Consider the following 20,483-nt stretch of genomic DNA (forward strand, 5'->3'; position numbering starts at 1 on the left):
ATGGATGAACTGAGAAAATATTTAGAGATATTATACAATCGATTACTTTTTCCTGTTGAAGTAATTGACAGCGAGGGAAGAATAATCTATGTAAATGAAGCTTTCACTTTAATGTGGGGATTTTCTCAGGATGAACTTATTGAATACTCTGTTTTTAATGATCTTGTGATGAGAGAGCAGGGTAAAATCAGTTTAATTAGTGAGGCATTAAATAATCTTTCACAAAAAACAATAGAACATTTTGAGGATTCATTACTTCGTTCACATCATAATGTAGTTCCTCTTATAAAAACCAGTGTATTTGGATTTGAAAATAATGGCGAAAGATATGCAGTGCTTATTCACGAAGATGTAACAGAGCAGGTTCTTACCGGCGAGGAAATAAAAAGGGCTAGAGATGCGAGTAAAGAAGCTGAAAGATTAAAAAATAATTTTCTGAATGTGCTATCTCACGAACTGCGAACTCCACTTAATATTATTCTGGGTTATTCGTCTCTCATAAAAGAAAATCTTTCTGATAAAATAAGCACAGAGGATAAGATTTATCTCGATAACCTTCACAGTGGAAGCGAAAGATTATTTAATACCATAAATCAGATGCTTGAGTTTGCTCATATTGAAGCTGGCAATTATTCAATTACTATTGAAACAGCAGATTTGGTGGGAATAATTCAGGGAAGTTTAGCTCAGTATGAAGAAGCAGCACGATCAAAAGGATTGGAAATAAGAACTAATTTCGTTCACAAAAAAGTTTTCGTTGATACTGATGTTCAATGCACTATGAATGCATTTAATAATCTGCTCAGTAATGCCGTTAAATTCACCAATCAGGGATTTATTGAAGTTGAAGTAGATGTAATGGAAGATAAGAATCTGGCTCTTTGCAGAGTACGTGATTCAGGCATAGGAATATCTACAAAATATCTTGATCATCTTTTCCAACCATTCAGTCAGGAAGATTTGAATATAGGAAGAAGCTATGAAGGAAACGGACTTGGATTGGCACTAGCCAAAAGATATCTTGAAAAAGTCGGTGGTTCTCTTCTTGTTGATAGCATAAAAGGAGTCGGTTCAACTTTTACTTTTACTCTTCCGCTTACATCATCGAGTAAGATTAAATATGATGATAAAGAAGAAGCAGAAATTCTTGCATCCAAAAAAATTCTTATGCTTGATAATGTCGGCGAAACTTATGAGCTGATAAGAGCATTTCTGAAAAGGGATTATCAGATAGTTAATTATACTTTAAGGGATTTCAGAATAGAATTAACACGCGATAATTCTTTCAGTCATATTGTCTTTGATGTTGAGAAGAATTTCTGGCAGCAGGCAATTCTGATTTGTAAGGACATAAAGAAAAATGATCCTTACAAGAGACCTATAATTGTTATCTCAAGTGAATTCATCGAAGAAAAAATCAGAGAATTTTATAACGCCGGTGCGAATAAATTTCTTATTAAACCTTTCGGAAAATCAGAACTTGTTAAAGTTCTCGACGAAGCAAAAGAGTACTCACTTTAGTTGATACAACTTCCACCACGGTGTGTGTGGTGATTCGTGATGCTCGTGATGATATCCAAAAAAGTAGCAAGTCAACATTGCAATTAAATGATTCTTCTTTAATGTTCTTGCGTTGTGTGGTTGCATCTCATCTGTGTGAGGTTTTTTATGAGGCAGATAAGTCCCAAAATAAAAAAGCTGAAATGTTCCAAGAAAAGCAGGAACTACCCAAAACATCCAGATAGAAATTTCATCAAACCAGATTTTCAATACATTAAATGCAATTGCCATAACTATAAGCTGAGTAACGGTTGTGTATCTATACAGAAATGTTAACCACCACAAGAAAAAATTTTGCGACTTGGTATTAAAGTCAGGATCTTTTTCTTCACCCGGATGTTTGTGATGCATAAAATGATTTTTTATTAATCTGTTGTAAGACATTCCTGCGAAAAGAAAAGTAGCTATTCTTCCAACCCAATCATTTACGATTCTGTTTTTAGAAACAGTTCGATGCATCGCATCGTGTCCGGTTATAAATAATCCGGTATAGAGATATGCCTGAATTAAAATGTGTAAATAAAACAAAGGTGAAGAAAAATTAACCTCTGCAAAATTTAAAATGTAAAAAAGATGTAACGCCCAGATAGAAATAATTGTGATTGCTATTAAAACTCCCATATTCACCTCATAAAGACAAAAAGAATTATGAAAAAAATAAATTGCGTTGCAAAAAATTTAATCGGTAAATCAGATTTAAGTTTAATACCCATTCTAAAATATAAAATTGTAAATATCATTGAAATGAAAAACCAGGCAAGATAATTCTGCAACGGGACAGAAATATCAGACCAGTTCCAGTAACCTAGTTTTATTGCAGATGGTTCCATAAAAAAATCAAATACAGTTGCCATCAGTGAAGCTGAAATAATTATCATTACTTTCTTATTAAGAAATTTTTCTGATAAAAGAATTGCTCCAAGAATTACCATTGTCCAATTAAATCCGATTATAACCGGAACATCAAGAAACTTTAAACCAAGTGTATCACCATACCAGTAAGAACCGAAAACCAGACCTGTCTTAACACCAATTACTTCTAAAGAAAATGTTGTTACATAAGTTAAAATTATCCAAGCTAAAAAATTTTTATTTGCTTTACTTAAAGAAGAAAACAAAACAACTCCGCCTGTAATCAATAAAGTCAATGGTGTAAGAAGTTTCATATAGTTTATAAGAGAGCTGGTAAGATGCCCGATAATTCCTACTGTATAAATCAGATAAATAAATATTTCTTCTTTAGTAAAAGTTAAATTCGTCTTTCTTTCCATTCGAGTTTTCCACTATAGGTTTTATAAACTGAAATTATTCCCACAACAAAAACAAAAATCATTTGTATTGGATGTAAAAGTAAATTAGCAAAAACATTTTGCTTGCTTTTAATTGAAATAAATATTCTTGAAAAAATTATAAGAGTAAGAAGTAAAACCGAATAAAATAAATTTTCCCATATCATCAAAGGAATTAACGAAGCAAGTGTTATTAGTGAGACAAATAAAAGAAAAGTTAATCCGCTTGTATTGAATCCCGGGAAAAAATTTTTTGAAAATCCATTGATTGCATCTTTCAAATTGGAATACATTCTGCAGAAAACAAAATTACCTCCCAGAAGTGTTTTTATCTTAATACCATTTGATTTACAAAGTCGTGCAAACTCCATATCCTCGACAGGTTTATTTTTGACACTGCTGTGCCCACCAATTTTGTGATAAATGTTTTTTCTCCACAGAATAAACTGACCATTAGCTGCAACAAAAGATTTGTTATTTGATTTGTGAACTAATATCAAAGGTAAAAATCCCAAAAGTAACCAATTCATTAATGGAACAATTAACCACTCCGAAAATGATTTGATAATCTGCGTCGGGAAAACAGATAACATTCCGGCTTCAGAAAAATTCATTTCGTTGATTGCTGATGTAACAGCTTTTTCATTCAGTCTAACATCAGCATCGATGAATAGTAAATATTCACCACTTGCTTCCTTAGCGAGTTGATGACAAGCCCAATTCTTTCCAAGCCAACCTTCGGGTAAATCAGAGCCATTTATTATTTTGATTTTATCAGAAAAGTGTTGAAGCAATTCATAAGTTCTGTCAGTTGAATTATCATTAAGTACAACAATCTCTTTGTTTGAATATGTTTGATGAAGACAGCTTTTCACACAATCTGATATATTATGCTCTTCATTTCTGGCAGGAATAAGAATTGAAACTAGCTTTGATTCTTCTTTCAATTCGAATTTGTCTTCAATAACAGGCGCAGTAAAAAAATTAATAATTGAAACTACAAAGATTATTGAAACAATAACTGCAGAGATTATATAAACAATCGTAATCATAGATTAAAAAATACTCTCACCTTCAGTTGATAAAACATTCTTTAGCTTATTTATGTTTTCATTGAACCTTTCTGACAAAACTTCTTTATCATTTTTGATTTCTGATGACTGAATCAATTTATCTGTTCTGGTTAAGATAAAAGGCAGTTTTTCATTTGAATAAAATATTTTATTAGCGACAGGAAGAATATCAAATTCTTTTGATAAATACCTTGCAAGAAATTCAATTCCTTCGTTATAGTTCAGAGAAGTTTTTTCAAATGGTTCAATTTCTCCTTGTGGAAAAATAACAACACAGTTATCGGGATTCTCAAGTAAATCTAATGTATAGCGCAATGTAGCAACAGTAGATTGCTTGTTAGCGGGATTTGTAGAAAAGCATCCAATCTTTTGAAAGAACCAATATCTCCGCAACTGATTTTCAAGCATCATAATAAAAATTTTTTTATTCGTTTTCTTCTTAAGTAAAAAATAAACAAAGAATCCATCCCACCACGAAAAATGATTTGGCGCTACAACAAGACTTCTCTCAGGTGATGTTTCAGGAAAAGAATTTATTAATCTGAAATCCTTAAAATATTTTTTTAATAATCTTTCAATATAAAAATCGAATACTAACAAAGCCCACTTTTTTCTTTCTGCTTTAATCATTTTTTGTCTTCACTCTTAATTATGTCAGAAACAATTTTTCCTGAAAGAATTACCAGCGGAATTCCTCCACCGGGATGAGCACTGCCACCACAGAAATATAAATTATTTATTGTTCTCGATTTGTTCTGTTGACGAAGAAACGCCGAGGTTTTTTTATCGGAAGAAATTCCGTAAATGCTACCACGAAATGCAGCCGTTTTGATTTCAAGATCTTTAGGTGTTAAAATTTTCTCAAACAAAATAAAATCTTCAATCTTTGTTTCAAGAGTTCGATTTATTTTTTCTAGAACTCTCTTTCTTACATTCCGGATTTCATTTTCCCAATCCTGACCTTCATCAAAAGGGGAGTTTATCATTACAAACCAATTTTCTTTTCCGGCTGGAGCATCATCAGAGTTTAACTTGCTCGAAATGTAAATGTAAATAGTAGGATCGTCAGGCAATCGTCTTTGTTTGGTAAGCTGATCGAACTCTGTTTTATAGTCGTCTGAAAAGATAATGTTGTGAGTTTCAAGCTCGTCAAATTTTTTGCTTACTGCCCAATAAAAAACAACTCCTGAAAGCGATGGTTTAAGTTTATTATATCGTCTGCTTTCGAAAGTTCTAATACCATCCAATAGTTTTTGAAATGTGAAATTCACATCAACATTTGAAATTATTCTATCGAAATAGATTGGGTCTTCATTAATTTTTAATCCAACAGCAATTTTTTCTTTTAATATTATCTTATCCACTTTAGTATTAAAATGGAAATTAACTCCCTTCTTTTCACATTGTTTAGTCAATGCTTTTGTAATAGAATAAATCCCACCTTTGGGCATATAACTTCCAGGGAAATATTCTACATAAGGAATAATATTTAGTGTAGCAGGAGCTTCATAGGGATTGGAGCCGTTATATGTAGCATATCTATCGAACAATTGAATAAGTTTTTTATCCTTGAAAAAATCCGAAACAGCCTGATGGACAGTTCTGAATGAATCAATTTTATTTATGTTAAATAAAGTTCTAAATGCCTTTTTATTGAAAAAAGTTTTTAATGATGAAGGTGAATTGAATAAGAATAAATCAGCCGTTAAATCGAAAATAGTTTTAGAGTAATTAAAAAATTCTTTAAGAGATTCATCATCATCAATTGTTTTTTCGGAAATTTCATCTCCGAACTTTTCGATATCCGAATAAGCATTTATTACAGTTTTGTCACTGTAAAAGTATCTGCAAATTGTTTCCAGCTTTTCCAACTTCAGATATTCAGAAATATTTTCGCTACATTCGTTAAAGAGGTCTTCAATAACATAAGGCATTGTGAGAAGAGAAGGACCGGTATCAAACCTGAATCCTTGTTCAGAAAATTCTGCAGCTTTGCCACCTGCGTAAGAATTTTGTTCGAAAATATGAACTTCGTATCCTGCATTTGCAAGTCGTGCTGCAGCAGATAAGCCACCTAAACCTGCTCCAATGATTGCAATCTTCTTCATCGCTTTCTTTTGTTTGATAATTCATAGAACAATATCCAGAGCGAAATCATAGAAAATGAATAAAGAAAATCTTCAAGTGGTATTGTGATAAATCTTTTTCCAAAGAAAGCAGAATCATTGTAAGTTACAACAGGTATTGATGTGAGAAAATAATTTACTACCAGAAACGGAATAAAGCTTATCAGCATTGTGAGCCAATAGTGAAATGAATTAAGTAAATCCAAATTCAGATAAACTGCAAACAGAAAAAATAATCCTGTAAAAATACTGACAGTAAAGGTGTAATGTTGATAATTAAAAATTGCTGCAAATAAAATCAGTGCAATGGCTCCAATCAGGAATAATTTTTTATCAAGCTGAAATCTTTTCTCTTTAGTATAGAATTTCACTGTTTCATAGATAAAAACACAGGAATAAGGAACCGTAATGAAAAATAAAATTTCTTCAAGAGGTAATCCAAAAAAATAAATACCCACAAGATGGTCTGGATTAAATGCCCAATCGCCACGCTTTGTTGCAAAGATATCCCAAATTATATACGCTGTACTTACAATTAGAATTGAGAAAATTAAATGCGGAAGTTTTTTATAATATCTTAGATTTTTATCAAAAGATAAAATAAGCGGTACAATTATAATGAGTATGTTAATTATCAGATATGTGCTCATAAAAAAGCCGGTTTTTTACACCGGCAAAATAGTTAGGATAAAATAATTTTAAGTTAGTTTAAGTAACCTTACTTCAACTAAACCTCTTAGAAGTAAAGCAAGCTTAGTCGGATTAGAAACACGTACTCTTCCTTTCATTAAATCTTTAACTTTCATCCGTTTAATTTTTCTGAACAATGCAAGGTAATAAAGATAAGCTGAATAAACTCCAAGCTTAACTCCATAGGGTAATTTTTTAATTCCTTCAAGCGCCTCCTTGAATTCTCTTTCAACATCTTTTTCAAGATTCTTTTTACTTTCGTCATCAATTTTCTGAGCGTGATTTATTCCGGGCAAATAAATTCTGTCTCTTTCTTCCATATCGCTTTTAATGTCGCGAAGAAAATTTACTTTTTGAAATGCAGAACCCAAACTTCGTGCAGGTGCAATCAGACGATTAAATAATTCTTTATCATCACCACAAAAAACCTTAAGACACATTAAGCCAACAACTTCTGCTGAACCATAAATATACTCTTTGTATTCATCGTGTTCATAATATGAATTTGATAAATCCATTTCCATGCTTTTAAGGAATGCATCAATGTAGTGATAATCAATTTTATACTCATTAACAGTCTGAACGAATGCTTGTAAAATGGGATTTGTAGAGATTCCGGTTTTTAAAGCTTCTTCGGTTTCTTTTCTAAAATTTTCCATCAGTCTCTTTTGATCAAAACCATGAAATGTATCAACTATTTCATCAGCAAGACGAACGAATCCATAAATACCATAAATGGCATCACGGTAATGAGGCGCAAATGCGGCAATGCCTAAACTGAAAGAAGTGCTATATGTTTTGGTAACCAGTTTGCTGATGTTGAAAGATGTTTTATTGTATAATTCCATAGTCTGCCTTTATTCTTTCTGTAACAAGTTTTGAACTGATGATAACCATTGGAAGTCCTGTTCCCGGAGTTGTAGAAGCGCCCACATAATATAAATTCGGAAACACTTCATCTTTATTCTTTGGTCTGAAAGCACCAACCTGATTGATGCCGTGAGCTAATCCCAATCCTGAACCTTTATAAAGGTTGAACATTTTTTCCCACTCAATTGGTGAATAGACTTCTTTAACAAGAATGTTTGATTCAATATCAAATCTGGTTCTGTTAGATAAATCTTTAATTATATTGTTTGCAATTTCTTCTTTGTCATCCCAGTTACTTTTATATCTTCTGTCAGGAACCGGACAAAGAATAAAAATATTTTCACAACCATCCGGCGCACACTCAGGATTTGATTTGGAAGATACATTAACATAGTAATAAGGTTTTTGAGGAATTATGGATGAAGTAAAAATCTTATCAGCATAACCTCTGAAATTACTTCCTAAGAAATAGTTATGGTGCATGAGCGAATCAATCTTTCCTTTAACACCAAGATAAATTGTAAATGGTGCTAAAGTCCAATCCATTTTATCAAGTCTTTCTTCAGAAAATTTCTTTCGTCCTAAAATCATTCCTCTGAAAGCAGCAGCATCAGAGTTTGAAATGAAAATATCTGCTTCCCAGGTTTTTCCGTTTCTGTCAATCAAAGAATTTAACTTACCATTTGAATTTGCAACTCCAACAATTTCTGTATTGAAAACAAATTTTACTCCTCGCTCTTTCAAAATTTTCATTAACTCTTCGACAATTCTGTACATACCACCTTTAACTTTCCAATAACCATCGTGTTTCATTTCTGTGTAGTTAAGAAGCGAGTAAATTGCCGGAGTCTGGAAAGGTGTTGAACCTAAGAAGAAAGCAACAAGTGAGAAAATAACACGAACTTGTTCTGACTCAAAATTTCTTTCAACTTCTGTCCACATTTTTCTGAAAAGATATGGAAGATGTTTTAATGGAACTCGTGTAAGTTTCAGAATATAATCAACTACATTTTCATAGTTTGATTTAACAACTTTGTCTTCGGTGTCGTGGAAAAATTGTCCGGCTTTCGAAAGATATTTTTCAACTTTAGCAGCAAGATTTGGTTCAATGTCTTTGAACTCTTCTTCGAGCTTCGGAAGTGTTTTCCAAATTTTATAAGGTCTTGAATCATTTTCAAAATATACCTGATAAAGTGGATCGAGTTCTTCAAGTTCAATTGGATTTTTAATTCCAACCGAATTAAAAAGTTCATCAAGCTCGTAACTCATACTCATAAAAGAAGGACCAACATCAAAAGTAAACCCTTCAATTTTAAGTTGGTTCAATCTTCCACCTGGTTTTGAATATTTCTCTATGACAGTAACATCGTAGCCAAGATGAGAAAGACGGAGCGCTGTGGAAAGTCCACCTAATCCGGAGCCAATGATAATAGCTGATTTTGATTTATGATTTTTCATACAATAGTTCAAACCAAATTGATTTATATTTAGTTCCATAATAACGGGAAGTTGGAAGGATTTTTCCCCTTCACAATTTAAGCAAAATTTCTTCAAAAATCTCAAGTAAATAAGATGGAATTTGGAGCCGGAATAATCTTAATCAATAACAACAATGAAGTGTTGTTATTATTGCGTGATGATAAACCAGAGATTCCATATCCGAATCAATGGGATATTCCGGGTGGAAGAATAGAAGATGGGGAAACTCCCGATGTTACAATCCGAAGAGAAATGTTAGAAGAGCTCGGACTAAAATCCTTATCTGATTTTCGTTTATTCAAAATTTATACAAGTGATAATCTTACCGACTTTATTTTCTGGAAAAGAATTAATCTTAATCCAAGTGAAATAATTCTTACCGAAGGACAAAGGTTAAAGTATTTTAGTTTTGATGAGATACAGAAAACAAAACTTGCATTCAACTATAACAAAGTGATTGAAGAATTTTTTGAGGAGGTAATCAAGAATGAGTAACACTCAAAAAATTATTATACTTTTTGGAGCACTGATTATTCTGATTGGACTTCTCTGGCCATACATTTCTAAAATTCCATTATTCCGGTTGCCTGGTGATATTGTTGTTGATAAACCGAACTTTAAACTTTTTATTCCAATTACAAGTATGATTCTGCTGAGTGTGATTCTTACATTATTATTCTGGCTAATAAGAAAATTTTTTAATTAATTTTTACAGAGGTGAATAATGAAAACGATACTGTATTCTTTCCTGATTGTTTTAATTACTCTGAACTTAAATGCACAGGAAAATGATTTGAATGGAAGTTGGTCGGGCAAATTAAAATTGCCAAATGGAATTCAACTTACAATTGTTTTCAATATCCAATTTTCAGATGGAATATATTCTGCAACACTTGATAGTCCTGATCAGGGAGTTAAAGGAATTCCTTGCGGCGAAGTAAAAGTAATAAATGATTCAATAAGCATCCACTGATAATAACATAGCTTTTATAGTTTTAATGGCTGGTCCTGGTTTACCTGGTGATTCAATTCTTTATCTTCAGACAGAACTAATTTACAGAGCTGAGGGACAGAGCGAAGAAAAAATTCAGGAAATATTAAATGGAGTAAGGGAAGTTTATTCAATTTTAAAGTCTGATTATAGTGAATCAGAGATGAAAGAAAAATTAAAAGCAAAGTATCGACAACAATTCGAGAAAATGTCTGATGAAGAAAAACAGCGTTATGGTGATTTAAACACTTATATGGAAATGGAAATCAGGATTGCGACAAGCCCCTGGTTCAGAACATTTTTGAAATTTGATCCACGACCATTTATTGAGAAAATAAAATGTCCGGTTCTTGCAATAAATGGTGAAAAAGATTTACAAGTTCCGCCAAAGCAAAACCTACCCGCAATTGAAGAAGCATTAAAACGAGGTGGTAATAAGAATTTTCTCATAAAGGAATTAGCCGGACTGAATCATTTGTTTCAGACTTCACTGTATGGAACAATTGGTGAATATGGTGTTATTGAAGAAACAATTTCTCCTGTTGCTTTGGAAACAATGCTTAATTGGTTGAAGGAAATATTGAAATAAAAATTTTTATGGTTAAATGAGCCTGAGTGATTTAAGAAAAGAATTGAAGAATAAGAAGAACCCTGAACAAGCTAAAATTCTCCAAAGATTCTTCAAAACCGGAAAAGGGGAGTATGGTGAAGGTGACATTTTTTATGGAATCAAAGTTCCGGTAACAAGAACAATTGCGAAAAGATTTGTTGAACTAACATTTAATGAACTGAAAATTCTCCTAGCATCAGAAGTGCACGAAGAAAGATTAGCCGCAGGACTAATACTGGTTGAAAAATTTAATAAGGCAAATGAAAATGAAAGAGAAAAAATTTATAGGTTTTATCTTACTAACCGAAAGGGAATTAACAATTGGGATTTAGTTGATCTGACAGCGCCTAAAATTATCGGAACTTATTTGTTGAACAGAGATAAAAAAATTCTATTCGATTTAGCACAATCAAAAAATCTTTGGGACAGAAGAATTGCCATCATATCAACATTAGCATTTATAAGAAAAAATCAGTTTGATGAAACTCTTAACATTTCACGCTTGTTATTAAAAGATAAACATGATCTTATACATAAAGCGGTTGGTTGGATGTTAAGAGAAATCGGTAAAATAAATGGTGATGTCGAAACAGAATTTTTACTAAAACATTATAAAGAAATGCCACGAACAATGCTTAGATATGCCATTGAAAAATTTCCGGAAAGAATACGGAAACAATTTCTTGAGGGAACAATATGAAGAAAATAATCATTACCGGTGCAACCGGTTTAATTGGTAAAAAATTATCTGAGGAACTATTTAAATCTGGTTATCACATAATAGTTTTTTCAAGAAATTCAATACGAGCCAGGGATGTTCTTAAAAAGGATTATGAATATGTCGATTGGGATTATCGTAATCCGTTAAAATGGGCTGATAAAATTTCTGAATCAGATGTCATTATTCATCTTGCAGGAATAAATCTTTTTGCAAAAAGATGGAATGATGAATTCAAAAAGGAAATTATCACTTCAAGAAAAGATACAACTAAAGCTCTAGCTGATGTGATTAAAAATTCTTCAAACAAACCAAAGGTTTTCATATCTGCGTCAGGTATTGGTTATTATGGTGATGGTGGAGACAAAATTCTAACAGAAGATTCTTCATCTGGAAATGATTTCCTTGCTGAAGTATGTAAAGTTTGGGAATCAGAAGCTTCTGAAGTTGAAAGTGTTGGTGTAAGAAGAGTAAGCATAAGAACAGGAATAGTTTTATCAACAGAAGATGGTGCATTAAAAAGAATGTTACTACCATTTAAACTTTTTGTTGGTGGACCAATCGGAAATGGCAAACAATGGTTCCCCTGGATACACATCGATGATATTGTTGGGATTTATAAATACGCCGCAGAAAATGAAAATCTATCAGGTGCTATCAATGCTGCTTCGCCCAATATCTGTACAATGAAAGAGTTTGCAAAAACACTTGGAAAAGTTTTAAATCGTCCTTCATTATTTTCAGTTCCAAAATTTGCACTTAAGCTTGCAATAGGTGAAGCTGGCGATGTTGTTTTAATGGGTCAGAGAGTTAGTGTAGATAAGCTATTAAGTTCCGGATATAAGTTTAAGTTTGAAAATCTTGAAGAAGCACTAAAGGATTTATTAAAAATGTAGGGACATAATTCCCGTTCGCTCCTGATACATTTTTAATCATAAAAAAAGGGCTTGAAATCTCAAGCCCTTGAAGATTTTAATATCTGTAATAATCAGGTTTATAAGGACCCTCAACGGGAACACCAATATACTCAGCTTGTTCAGGAGTCAATTCATCCAATTCAGCACCAATTTTAGCAAGATGAAGTCTCGCAACCATTTCATCAAGATGTTTTGGTAAAGTATAAACTTTATTCTCATATCTTTCAGGATGATTCCATAATTCAATCTGAGCGAGTGTCTGATTTGTAAATGAGTTTGACATAACAAATGATGGATGACCGGTAGCATTTCCAAGATTAACCAATCTTCCTTCCGAAAGAACAATTATATCTTTACCATCAATTGTGTATTTATCAACCTGAGGTTTGATTGTATCGCGGGTATGACCATAATTTTTATTCAACCAAGCCATATCAATTTCAATATCAAAATGACCGATGTTACAAACGACAGCTTTATCCTTCATCAATCTGAAGTGTTTTTCAGTGATAACATTTTTATTCCCAGTCGCAGTGACAATAATATCAGCTTCTTTAACTGCATCAATCATCTTCTTAACTTCATATCCTTCCATCGCTGCCTGAAGTGCACAGATTGGGTCAATTTCAGTAACAATAACTCTGCAATGAGCTCCGCGTAAAGATTCAGCCGAACCCTTACCTACATCACCAAAACCGGCAACAACAGCAACTTTACCCGCAAGCATTAAATCAGTAGCACGGCGAATTGCATCAACAAGCGACTCGCGGCAACCATATTTGTTATCAAATTTTGATTTGGTTACTGAGTCATTAACATTTATTGCTGGAATCGGAAGAGTACCGTTTCTCATTCTGTCATACAATCTGTGAACACCTGTTGTTGTCTCTTCAGAAATTCCTTTAATTCCTTTAACCAGTTCCGGATAATTATCAAGAACCATATTTGTTAAATCACCACCATCATCAAGAATCATATTAAGAGGACGACTTTCATCACCAAAGAATAAAGTCTGCTCGATGCACCAGTTGAACTCTTCTTCAGTCATACCTTTCCAGGCAAATACCGGAATTCCTGCAGCAGCAATTGCAGCAGCAGCGTGATCCTGAGTTGAAAAAATATTACAGGATGACCAACGGACTTCGGCGCCTAATTCAATCAGGGTTTCAATCAAAACCGCTGTTTGAATCGTCATATGAAGGCAGCCGGCAATTCTGGCTCCTTTAAGTGGTTTTGAATCGCGGTATTTTTCTCTTAATGCCATTAAACCTGGCATTTCAGCTTCAGCTAATTTAATTTCTTTTCTTCCCCATTCGGCTAATGAAATATCTTTAACTTTGTAGGGAAGTGAAAGGTCTATCTTTAATTCTGTTGCTGTACTCATATTTATTTTATCCTTACATTTTTATTAAAAACTTTTAATCAAATTCTTCAACAATATAATCAGCATAAGAATTCAATTTCATTATATTTTTTAAGCATATTTTTTAAAGACATCAACAAGGTCAAGTTTTTCCCAGGTGAACTCTTCTTCTGTTCTACCAAAATGACCATATGATGAAGTCTTTTGATAAATTGGTCTTCTTAATTTCAGACGTTCAATTATTCCTTTTGGAGTGAGATCAACTTCTTTAGAAATCATATTTGCAATTTCTGTATCAGGAATAACGCCTGTGCCTTTGGTGTTTACAAAAATTGAAACCGGATCAGCAACACCTATGGCATAAGCAACCTGAACCAAACATTCCTTTGCCAAACCTGCAGCAACAACATTCTTTGCAATGTGTCTTGCGGCATAAGTAGCTGAGCGATCAACTTTTGAAGGATCTTTACCAGAAAAAGCTCCACCGCCGTGTGGTGCCCAACCACCGTATGTATCAACTATTATTTTCCTTCCGGTTAAACCACTATCACCGTGAGGTCCGCCTATTTCAAATCTTCCGGTTGGATTAACAAAATATTTGGTTTTGCCATCGAGCATTTCTGCGGGAATAACTTTTTTCACCACTTCTTCAATCACATCCTGCTTAATTCTTTCCTGAGTAACATCAGGATCATGTTGAGTTGAAACAACAATTGTATCAACACGAATTGGTTTCCATTCATTATCATATTCAATTGTAACCTGAGATTTTGCATCTGGTCTGAGATAAGGCATAAATCCATCAAAACTCTTTCTGATTTCAGCTAAACGTTTAACTAATTTATGAGCAAACATAATTGGCATTGGCATAAGTTCGGGAGTTTGATCACAAGCATAACCGAACATCAGACCCTGATCTCCGGCGCCGCCTTTATCAACACCCATTGCTATGTCAGGAGATTGTGAATGAATTGCATTAAGCACGGAACAGGATTCAGCATCGAATTTATAATCAGCGCTTGTATAACCAATTTTTTTAATTGTTGCACGAACAACTTCGGGAATTTCTACATAAGCTGAAGTTGTTATCTCTCCACCGACCAGGACAAGCCCGGTTGTAACAAAAGTTTCACACGCAACTCTTGCATTTGGATCCAGTTTGATTATAGCATCAAGAACTCCATCGGAAATCGCATCACAAACTTTATCAGGATGCCCTTCAGATACTGATTCGGAAGTGAAGTAAAATGACATAATTTGTTATCCCTTTTAACTATTATTATATGCTTTTGTTGATTTTCAGGTTACAAACTTAGCCAATCTCTTCATGATATACAATAAATCTTTATAGTGAATTATCTATCTTTGTGCTGAATTTTAACCAGGATTTAAGCACATAATGAAAACAAGAATTACAGAATTATTTGGAATCCAATATCCAATTATTCAGGCGGGAATGGTTTGGGTTTCCGGTTGGAAACTTGCTTCGGCAGTCTCAAATTGTGGTGGACTTGGTTTAATTGGTTCCGGGTCAATGAAACCGGATTTATTAAGGGAACATATTAAAAAATGTAAAGCTGCCACAGATAAACCTTTTGGAGTTAACATACCATTACTTCGCGGTGATGCGGATGAACTTATAGGAGTAACAATTGAAGAAGAAGTCAAAATCGTTTTTACTTCGGCAGGTCATCCGAAAAAGTTTTCTCAATTGTTAAAGGATAATGGAATAAAACTTATTCATGTTGTACCTAATGTTAAGTATGGATTAAAAGCTCAGGAAGCAGGTTGCGACGCTGTTGTTGGTGAAGGTGTTGAAGCAGGCGGCCACAATGGTGCAGATCAGATTACAACATTTGCATTAGTTCCACAGTTAGTTGATGCGCTTGAAGTTCCTGTAATTGCAGCAGGTGGAATTGCTGATGGAAGAGGAATAATTGCTGCTTTAGCTTTAGGTGCTGAAGGAGTACAAATCGGGACAAGATTTGCTGCAACTGTTGAATCTTCTGCTCACGACAACTACAAAAGAAAAATTCTGGAAGCAAAGGATAACGATACTGTACTTGCATTTAAGAAAATTGGCTTGGTAAGAATGATTAAAAATGATTTTGCGATGCGTGCTATTAAAGCAGAAGAAGAATGTTGGGATGAAATGAAATTAAAAGAACTTCTTGGAAATAAAAGAGAGCGTGCAGGAATATTTGAAGGTGATGAAATTGAAGGTGAACTTGAAGCCGGACAGGGAGTTGGTTTGATAAATGATATTCCAACTGTGAAAGAGTTGATGGATCGTTTAGTCAAGGACTTTCATTCAACATTATTAAAACTAAATCCCTTTATGGAATGATTATACCTAATCATTTTATAACTTCTCCAACAACCTCTTCAATCTCTTTTGCGTCCGGGAAGAAGGAATGAATTTTTCTTAATACTGCTTCAACTACTGTGTCGGGACAACTTGCCCCACTTGTTAAAATAATATCAACTTTGTCTTTAGCTGGAATGAAATCGTTGGTAACTTTTTCCTGATGAGAATGAATTTCAAAATGTTTTATCTGAGTTGAGGAAATAATTTTTTCTTCCGAAGAAATAAAATATGTTGGAAGTTTCTCCTCGCATAGTTCAACAATGTGAGATGTATTTGAACTGTTATAACCTCCAACAACGATTGCAAAGTCAGCTTGCTCTTGCAACAGTGCATATGTTGCCTCCTGATTGTCATTGGTTGCATAGCAGAGGGTATCGCGAGTATCGGCAAAATGATCTTTCAGATTTTCATTACCATATTTTTTTATCATAGTAGCTTTCAGCAGATCAGCAATTTCCTGAGTCTCTGTTGCAAGCATTGTGGTTTGGTTAACAACTCCGACTCTTTCTAAATCTTTTTTAACATCAAACCCTTCTGAATATTTACCGGCAAAAATATTGTAAAATTCTTCCGATGGCTTTTCATCTAAAATAAACGAGCTTAAAATCTTTGCTTCGTTAATATCTCTTACGATTACAGAAGGTGCACTTGTTTTACTGTGCGAAAATGTTGCTCTTGTTTCTTCGTGGTAATGTTTCCCGTGAATGATCACCGTATAATTTTGTTTCCCAAGTTGCTCGCTTCGATTCCAGACTTTTTCAACAAACGGACAAGTTGTGTTGTAGCGGTAAGGATCAATTCCAAGTTCATTTAACTTCTGCTCAATTTCCAGGGTTGTTCCAAATGCAGGAATAATAACAATATCATCTTTTGATAATTCGCTCCAATCAATCAGATGATTTCCCGCAGTATCCATTAAAAATTTTACACCAAGTTTTTGTAAATCAAGATTAACTCCGGGATTGTGTATCATCTCACTTAAAAGAAAAATTCTTTTATCAGGATTTTCTTCAATCGTTTTGTATGCAATTTCAATTGCATTCTCTACACCATAGCAAAATCCAAAATGTCTTGCCAATAAAAATCTGACCGGACCAAAATCTAATTTTGTCGGAGAAAAATCTTTTTTGCGCGGGTCCAGGTCTTTTCGCGCATTTTTGATTCTTGTAATAAATGAACTTCTGTAAAACTGTGGAATATCAAATTTTTTCATATTTAGCTTTTATCTCTGAAAACAAATAACTGAAATTTATTGTTCAATTCACTCTAATTCAGATAAAGGAATATTAAAATCTTCAGCAAATTTTTCAATCGTAGGTTTATGGAAGAAAAATAAAACCAATACACCAATCGCTATGATTAAGAACACAATTGAACCAGTCAGCAAATAACTAACAATTGAAAAAATAGTCGGAGCTTCAACCAATGCAAGTTTGATTATTACTCCCTGACGATACATATTAAATTTTTCAGGAAGTGATAATCCCGATTTTGCTTTATTCAGGAAACTTCGATAGAGCATAGGCCCCAAAACTATTGCGGGAAAGACGATCATCAGATCAATCATCAACAGGATTAAAAATAAATCTTCATTCAATTTAATATTCCCGGACTGCACGAGATAAACAGAGATGAAAAGAAAAATTAACTGACCTGTAAGTAATGCAAAAAATATTATCTGAACAGTTTTTATTTGTTCGTAAAGCTTCATAATCAACCTTTTAATAACTTAGAAAATGTGTGCTGTCTTTTTTATATTTGCGCACCAAAATTAGAGAAAGATGATGAATTTTTTAGATAAACTTGAAAAAGTTAAACAAAGATACGATCAGATTAATGAATTATATTCGAATCCCGAGTATATTAACAATCCTGATAAGATGATCGCTTTGAATAAGGAAAAAAGCGAAATAGAGGATGTCGTACAGGTTTATGAAAAATATGTTAAAATTCTGAAGGACATTGAAGGGAATAAAGAGATAATAAATAACTCTACCGATAAAGATTTGGTTGATTTGGCTTATGCTGAAATGGATGAACTTAATGCTCAGAGAGAAAAACTTGAAGAAGAAATAAAAGTGTTGTTACTTCCCAAAGATCCCAATGATGATAAAAATGTCATAATGGAAATAAGAGCCGGAACCGGTGGTGAAGAAGCTGCTCTTTTTGCTAATGACTTGTTTAGAATGTACACTCGTTATGCTGAAGTAAGAGGATGGAAATATGAAATTATCGATTTGAATGAAACCGGTCTTGGTGGAATTAAAGAAGTTATTTTATCAGTAAGTGGCGATAATGTTTATGGCGATTTAAAATATGAATCAGGTGTTCATCGTGTTCAACGCGTGCCTGAAACTGAAGCAAGCGGACGAGTTCACACATCTGCAGCTTCCGTAGCAGTATTACCCGAAGTTGAAGATGTTGAAGTTGAGATTAGTCCAAACGATTTAAAGATCGATATTTTCCGTTCCGGTGGTGCTGGCGGACAGAATGTTAACAAAGTTGAAACTGCTGTGCGTATTACTCATTTACCAACAGGTATTGTTGTTCAATGCCAGGATGAAAGATCACAATTGAAGAACAGACAGAAAGCGATGAAAGTTTTAAAGGCAAGGCTTTATGATATGGAAATGCGTAAACAGATGGAACAAATCTCTGCACAAAGAAAATCTCAGGTTAGAAGCGGTGACAGAAGTGAAAAAATCCGTACATACAATTTTCCACAAAACAGAGTTACAGACCACAGAATCGGATTAACATTATACAATCTTTCAAACATTATGGAAGGTCAGTTAGACGAGCTGATTGAGCAGTTGAAATTAGCTGATAAAGCAGAAAAACTTCAGGCAGCAGAATTTCATTAATCTTTTAATCGCACCGAGATTAAACTTATATCATCCTCAAAAGATTGGTTTGTAAAGTTGATAAATTCTTCTTTTAGTTTTTCCATTGGTGAATGATTAAATTCATTGCTCATCAAAACTTCTTCGAGTCTGAATTCACCGAATTGCTTTCCTTCTTTATTTCTTGATTCAGTTATTCCATCAGTCATCATCAGAATGATATCGCCACTTTTCAGTTGCAAAAGCGTATCAGAATAATTTCCTTTTTTATTAAATCCAAGTAGCAGTCCATCAGAACTGATTTTCTTTATCTGATTAGAAATAGTTTCCTTAAAGATTAGTGGTGAATCACCAGCGCCACAATATTTTAATTCAAAAGTTTTATTGTTAATTAAAACAACAGAAATCGCCACAAACACTTCTGAAATTTTTGAATCCTGATAAACAGCATCATTAACCCGATTGAGAATTTCTGCGGGAGAATATGCATCAACTGACTGAAGAGTCCCTCTGATTGAACTCCGGATATAACCTGCATAAGCAAAAGCAAAGTACCAAGCGCCCCATTTCTTACCCATTACATCGCCAAGAATGATAAGCAAATTGTTATCATCAACTTTGTAGTAGTCAATAAAATCACCACCAGGAATTCCACGATAAGGAATATGCCATTGTTTGATTTCATATCCGTTAAAAGTTGGTGCTCTGTCAGGTACAACTTTAGCTCCCAATGAAGAAGCTGCCTGATGCAATTCAGAAATGGCTTTGTTCCTTTCGTCTTTCAAGCTTTTGATAATTGCTGAAACTTTTGCAATTACAATCTTTGGACCGGCAGTTTTAACTACATAGTCTGTAATTCCTAAATCATACCCTTCAAGAATATCTTCATCTGTAGCTTTAGCGGTTAAAAAGATAAAGGGAACAGTCTTCAACTCTTCATCTTCGAGTAATTTTTTTCTGAAATCATAACCATTGGTTCCAGGCATCATAATATCAGATATGATAATGTCGGGATGGTAATGTTTGGCAACCTTTAGTGCTTCATCAACACTGTTTACAGTATTGCAATCAAATCCTGCTGATTCCAGATTATACTTAAAAAGTTTTGTTATTGTAACATCATCATCAACAAACAGAATTCTGGTTTTTCTTTCGGTGAAAGTTGACTGAATACTTTTCTTCAATCCGTATGTGCGGTAAATTTCTGTTCGTTTAAGAAGTGCCTGAACTTTAAGAATCAGTTCTTTTATATCGAATGGTTTTGTGATTATATCATCACCACCGGATTCAATTGCCTTGAATTTATCTTCGAGTGTATTCTTCGCAGTAACAAATACGAAAGGTAAAAATCTGTGTTTTTCATTGCTGCGTACTTTCTCACAAAATTCAAATCCATCCATTTCATCCATTGTCACATCTGAAAGCACCAAATCAATTTGTTTTTCTTTTAAAATCTGAAAAGCTTCCTCAGCATTTTTTGCTTCGTGCGTAGAATAGTTGTTTAATTTAAGATGGTGAGTAATAAGTTTACGAATGGTTATATCGTCATCAATTACCAAAATAGATTTCTTATCCGCATCTCTCAT

At 33.5% G+C, this 20,483-nt stretch carries 22 protein-coding genes; 9 read left to right on the forward strand and 13 right to left on the reverse strand.

What is annotated here, in order from left to right; all coding sequences use genetic code 11:
* The gene (locus tag Q0X14_RS12410) at positions 1–1,521 is read left to right on the forward strand and encodes an ATP-binding protein (RefSeq protein WP_297839082.1); all 1,521 of its coding nucleotides are present in this window, start codon (positions 1–3) and stop codon (positions 1,519–1,521) included.
* On the opposite strand, the gene Q0X14_RS12415 is transcribed toward Q0X14_RS12410, so the two are convergent.
* Genes Q0X14_RS12415 through crtI (Q0X14_RS12450) form a run of 8 tightly spaced genes read right to left on the reverse strand, consistent with a single transcriptional unit; the run spans position 1,513 to position 9,066 of the window.
* Entirely contained in the window at positions 1,513–2,181 is a 669-nt protein-coding gene (locus tag Q0X14_RS12415) for a fatty acid desaturase (protein ID WP_297839085.1), read from the reverse strand. The two genes, Q0X14_RS12410 and Q0X14_RS12415, sit on opposite strands and share 9 nt — an antisense overlap.
* Positions 2,182–2,183: 2 nt before the next feature.
* On the reverse strand, positions 2,184–2,831 hold the full coding sequence (locus Q0X14_RS12420) for a carotenoid biosynthesis protein (RefSeq protein WP_297839088.1): 648 nt from the start codon (positions 2,829–2,831) through the stop codon (positions 2,184–2,186).
* Positions 2,810–3,901, reverse strand: a complete 1,092-nt coding sequence (locus Q0X14_RS12425; protein ID WP_297839098.1) for a glycosyltransferase family 2 protein — start codon at positions 3,899–3,901, stop codon at positions 2,810–2,812. Before Q0X14_RS12425 ends, Q0X14_RS12420 begins: the two co-directional genes overlap by 22 nt.
* 3 nt (positions 3,902–3,904) lie before the next feature.
* Entirely contained in the window at positions 3,905–4,552 is a 648-nt protein-coding gene (locus Q0X14_RS12430; protein WP_297839100.1) for a lysophospholipid acyltransferase family protein, read from the reverse strand.
* Positions 4,549–6,030, reverse strand: a complete 1,482-nt coding sequence (crtI, locus tag Q0X14_RS12435) for a phytoene desaturase family protein (protein ID WP_297839102.1) — start codon at positions 6,028–6,030, stop codon at positions 4,549–4,551. Before crtI (Q0X14_RS12435) ends, Q0X14_RS12430 begins: the two co-directional genes overlap by 4 nt.
* Positions 6,027–6,698 (reverse strand): lycopene cyclase domain-containing protein, encoded by a 672-nt coding sequence (locus tag Q0X14_RS12440; RefSeq protein ID WP_297839104.1) that lies wholly within the window; start codon positions 6,696–6,698, stop codon positions 6,027–6,029. Before Q0X14_RS12440 ends, crtI (Q0X14_RS12435) begins: the two co-directional genes overlap by 4 nt.
* A 48-nt stretch (positions 6,699–6,746) precedes the next feature.
* A complete protein-coding gene (locus Q0X14_RS12445) occupies positions 6,747–7,586 on the reverse strand; it encodes a phytoene/squalene synthase family protein (protein ID WP_297839106.1) in 840 nt (279 codons plus the stop codon).
* Positions 7,570–9,066: a phytoene desaturase family protein gene (crtI, locus tag Q0X14_RS12450; RefSeq protein WP_297839108.1), complete on the reverse strand. Its 1,497-nt coding sequence runs from the start codon at positions 9,064–9,066 to the stop codon at positions 7,570–7,572. Before crtI (Q0X14_RS12450) ends, Q0X14_RS12445 begins: the two co-directional genes overlap by 17 nt.
* Positions 9,067–9,180: 114 nt before the next feature.
* Here crtI (Q0X14_RS12450) and Q0X14_RS12455 point away from each other — a divergent pair, with 114 nt between their 5' ends.
* The 6 genes from Q0X14_RS12455 to Q0X14_RS12480 are packed head-to-tail and all read left to right on the forward strand — an operon-like array spanning position 9,181 to position 12,302.
* The gene (locus tag Q0X14_RS12455) at positions 9,181–9,582 is read left to right on the forward strand and encodes an NUDIX domain-containing protein (protein ID WP_297839111.1); all 402 of its coding nucleotides are present in this window, start codon (positions 9,181–9,183) and stop codon (positions 9,580–9,582) included.
* A complete protein-coding gene (locus Q0X14_RS12460) occupies positions 9,575–9,793 on the forward strand; it encodes a DUF2905 domain-containing protein (RefSeq protein ID WP_297839113.1) in 219 nt (72 codons plus the stop codon). Before Q0X14_RS12455 ends, Q0X14_RS12460 begins: the two co-directional genes overlap by 8 nt.
* 18 nt (positions 9,794–9,811) lie before the next feature.
* Positions 9,812–10,060, forward strand: coding sequence for a hypothetical protein (locus Q0X14_RS12465; protein ID WP_297839115.1), 249 nt, complete (start codon positions 9,812–9,814; stop codon positions 10,058–10,060).
* A 25-nt stretch (positions 10,061–10,085) separates the two neighbouring features.
* Positions 10,086–10,667, forward strand: a complete 582-nt coding sequence (locus Q0X14_RS12470; protein ID WP_297839117.1) for a hypothetical protein — start codon at positions 10,086–10,088, stop codon at positions 10,665–10,667.
* A 16-nt stretch (positions 10,668–10,683) separates the two neighbouring features.
* Positions 10,684–11,388: a DNA alkylation repair protein gene (locus Q0X14_RS12475; protein WP_297839118.1), complete on the forward strand. Its 705-nt coding sequence runs from the start codon at positions 10,684–10,686 to the stop codon at positions 11,386–11,388.
* Entirely contained in the window at positions 11,385–12,302 is a 918-nt protein-coding gene (locus Q0X14_RS12480) for a TIGR01777 family oxidoreductase (RefSeq protein ID WP_297839121.1), read from the forward strand. Before Q0X14_RS12475 ends, Q0X14_RS12480 begins: the two co-directional genes overlap by 4 nt.
* A 76-nt stretch (positions 12,303–12,378) precedes the next feature.
* Here the strand turns inward: Q0X14_RS12480 and ahcY are convergent, their stop codons facing one another.
* Positions 12,379–13,707, reverse strand: a complete 1,329-nt coding sequence (gene ahcY, locus Q0X14_RS12485) for an adenosylhomocysteinase (protein WP_014559276.1) — start codon at positions 13,705–13,707, stop codon at positions 12,379–12,381.
* A 90-nt stretch (positions 13,708–13,797) separates the two neighbouring features.
* On the reverse strand, positions 13,798–14,940 hold the full coding sequence (metK, locus tag Q0X14_RS12490; protein WP_297839127.1) for a methionine adenosyltransferase: 1,143 nt from the start codon (positions 14,938–14,940) through the stop codon (positions 13,798–13,800).
* A gap of 145 nt (positions 14,941–15,085) precedes the next feature.
* On the opposite strand from metK, the gene Q0X14_RS12495 reads away from it, so the two are divergent.
* Positions 15,086–16,033 carry a nitronate monooxygenase gene (locus Q0X14_RS12495; RefSeq protein ID WP_297839129.1) on the forward strand — a complete coding sequence of 316 codons (948 nt, stop codon included), beginning with the start codon at positions 15,086–15,088 and terminating at the stop codon, positions 16,031–16,033.
* A 10-nt stretch (positions 16,034–16,043) separates the two neighbouring features.
* Here Q0X14_RS12495 and Q0X14_RS12500 read toward each other — a convergent pair whose 3' ends face one another.
* Together Q0X14_RS12500 and Q0X14_RS12505 are read right to left on the reverse strand one after the other, a co-directional pair.
* The gene (locus tag Q0X14_RS12500) at positions 16,044–17,267 is read right to left on the reverse strand and encodes a 4-hydroxy-3-methylbut-2-enyl diphosphate reductase (protein ID WP_297839132.1); all 1,224 of its coding nucleotides are present in this window, start codon (positions 17,265–17,267) and stop codon (positions 16,044–16,046) included.
* Between the two features lie 48 nt (positions 17,268–17,315).
* Positions 17,316–17,765 (reverse strand): hypothetical protein, encoded by a 450-nt coding sequence (locus tag Q0X14_RS12505; protein WP_297839134.1) that lies wholly within the window; start codon positions 17,763–17,765, stop codon positions 17,316–17,318.
* 73 nt (positions 17,766–17,838) lie between these two features.
* Here Q0X14_RS12505 and prfA point away from each other — a divergent pair, with 73 nt between their 5' ends.
* Positions 17,839–18,918, forward strand: a complete 1,080-nt coding sequence (prfA, locus tag Q0X14_RS12510) for a peptide chain release factor 1 (RefSeq protein WP_297839136.1) — start codon at positions 17,839–17,841, stop codon at positions 18,916–18,918.
* Here prfA and Q0X14_RS12515 read toward each other — a convergent pair.
* Positions 18,915–20,483 (reverse strand): response regulator, encoded by a 1,569-nt coding sequence (locus tag Q0X14_RS12515; RefSeq protein WP_297839140.1) that lies wholly within the window; start codon positions 20,481–20,483, stop codon positions 18,915–18,917. The two genes, prfA and Q0X14_RS12515, sit on opposite strands and share 4 nt — an antisense overlap.

Origin of the sequence: Ignavibacterium sp. (genome assembly GCF_025998815.1) — a bacterium.
In the GTDB taxonomy this organism is placed as follows: Bacteria; Bacteroidota; Ignavibacteria; order Ignavibacteriales; family Ignavibacteriaceae; genus Ignavibacterium.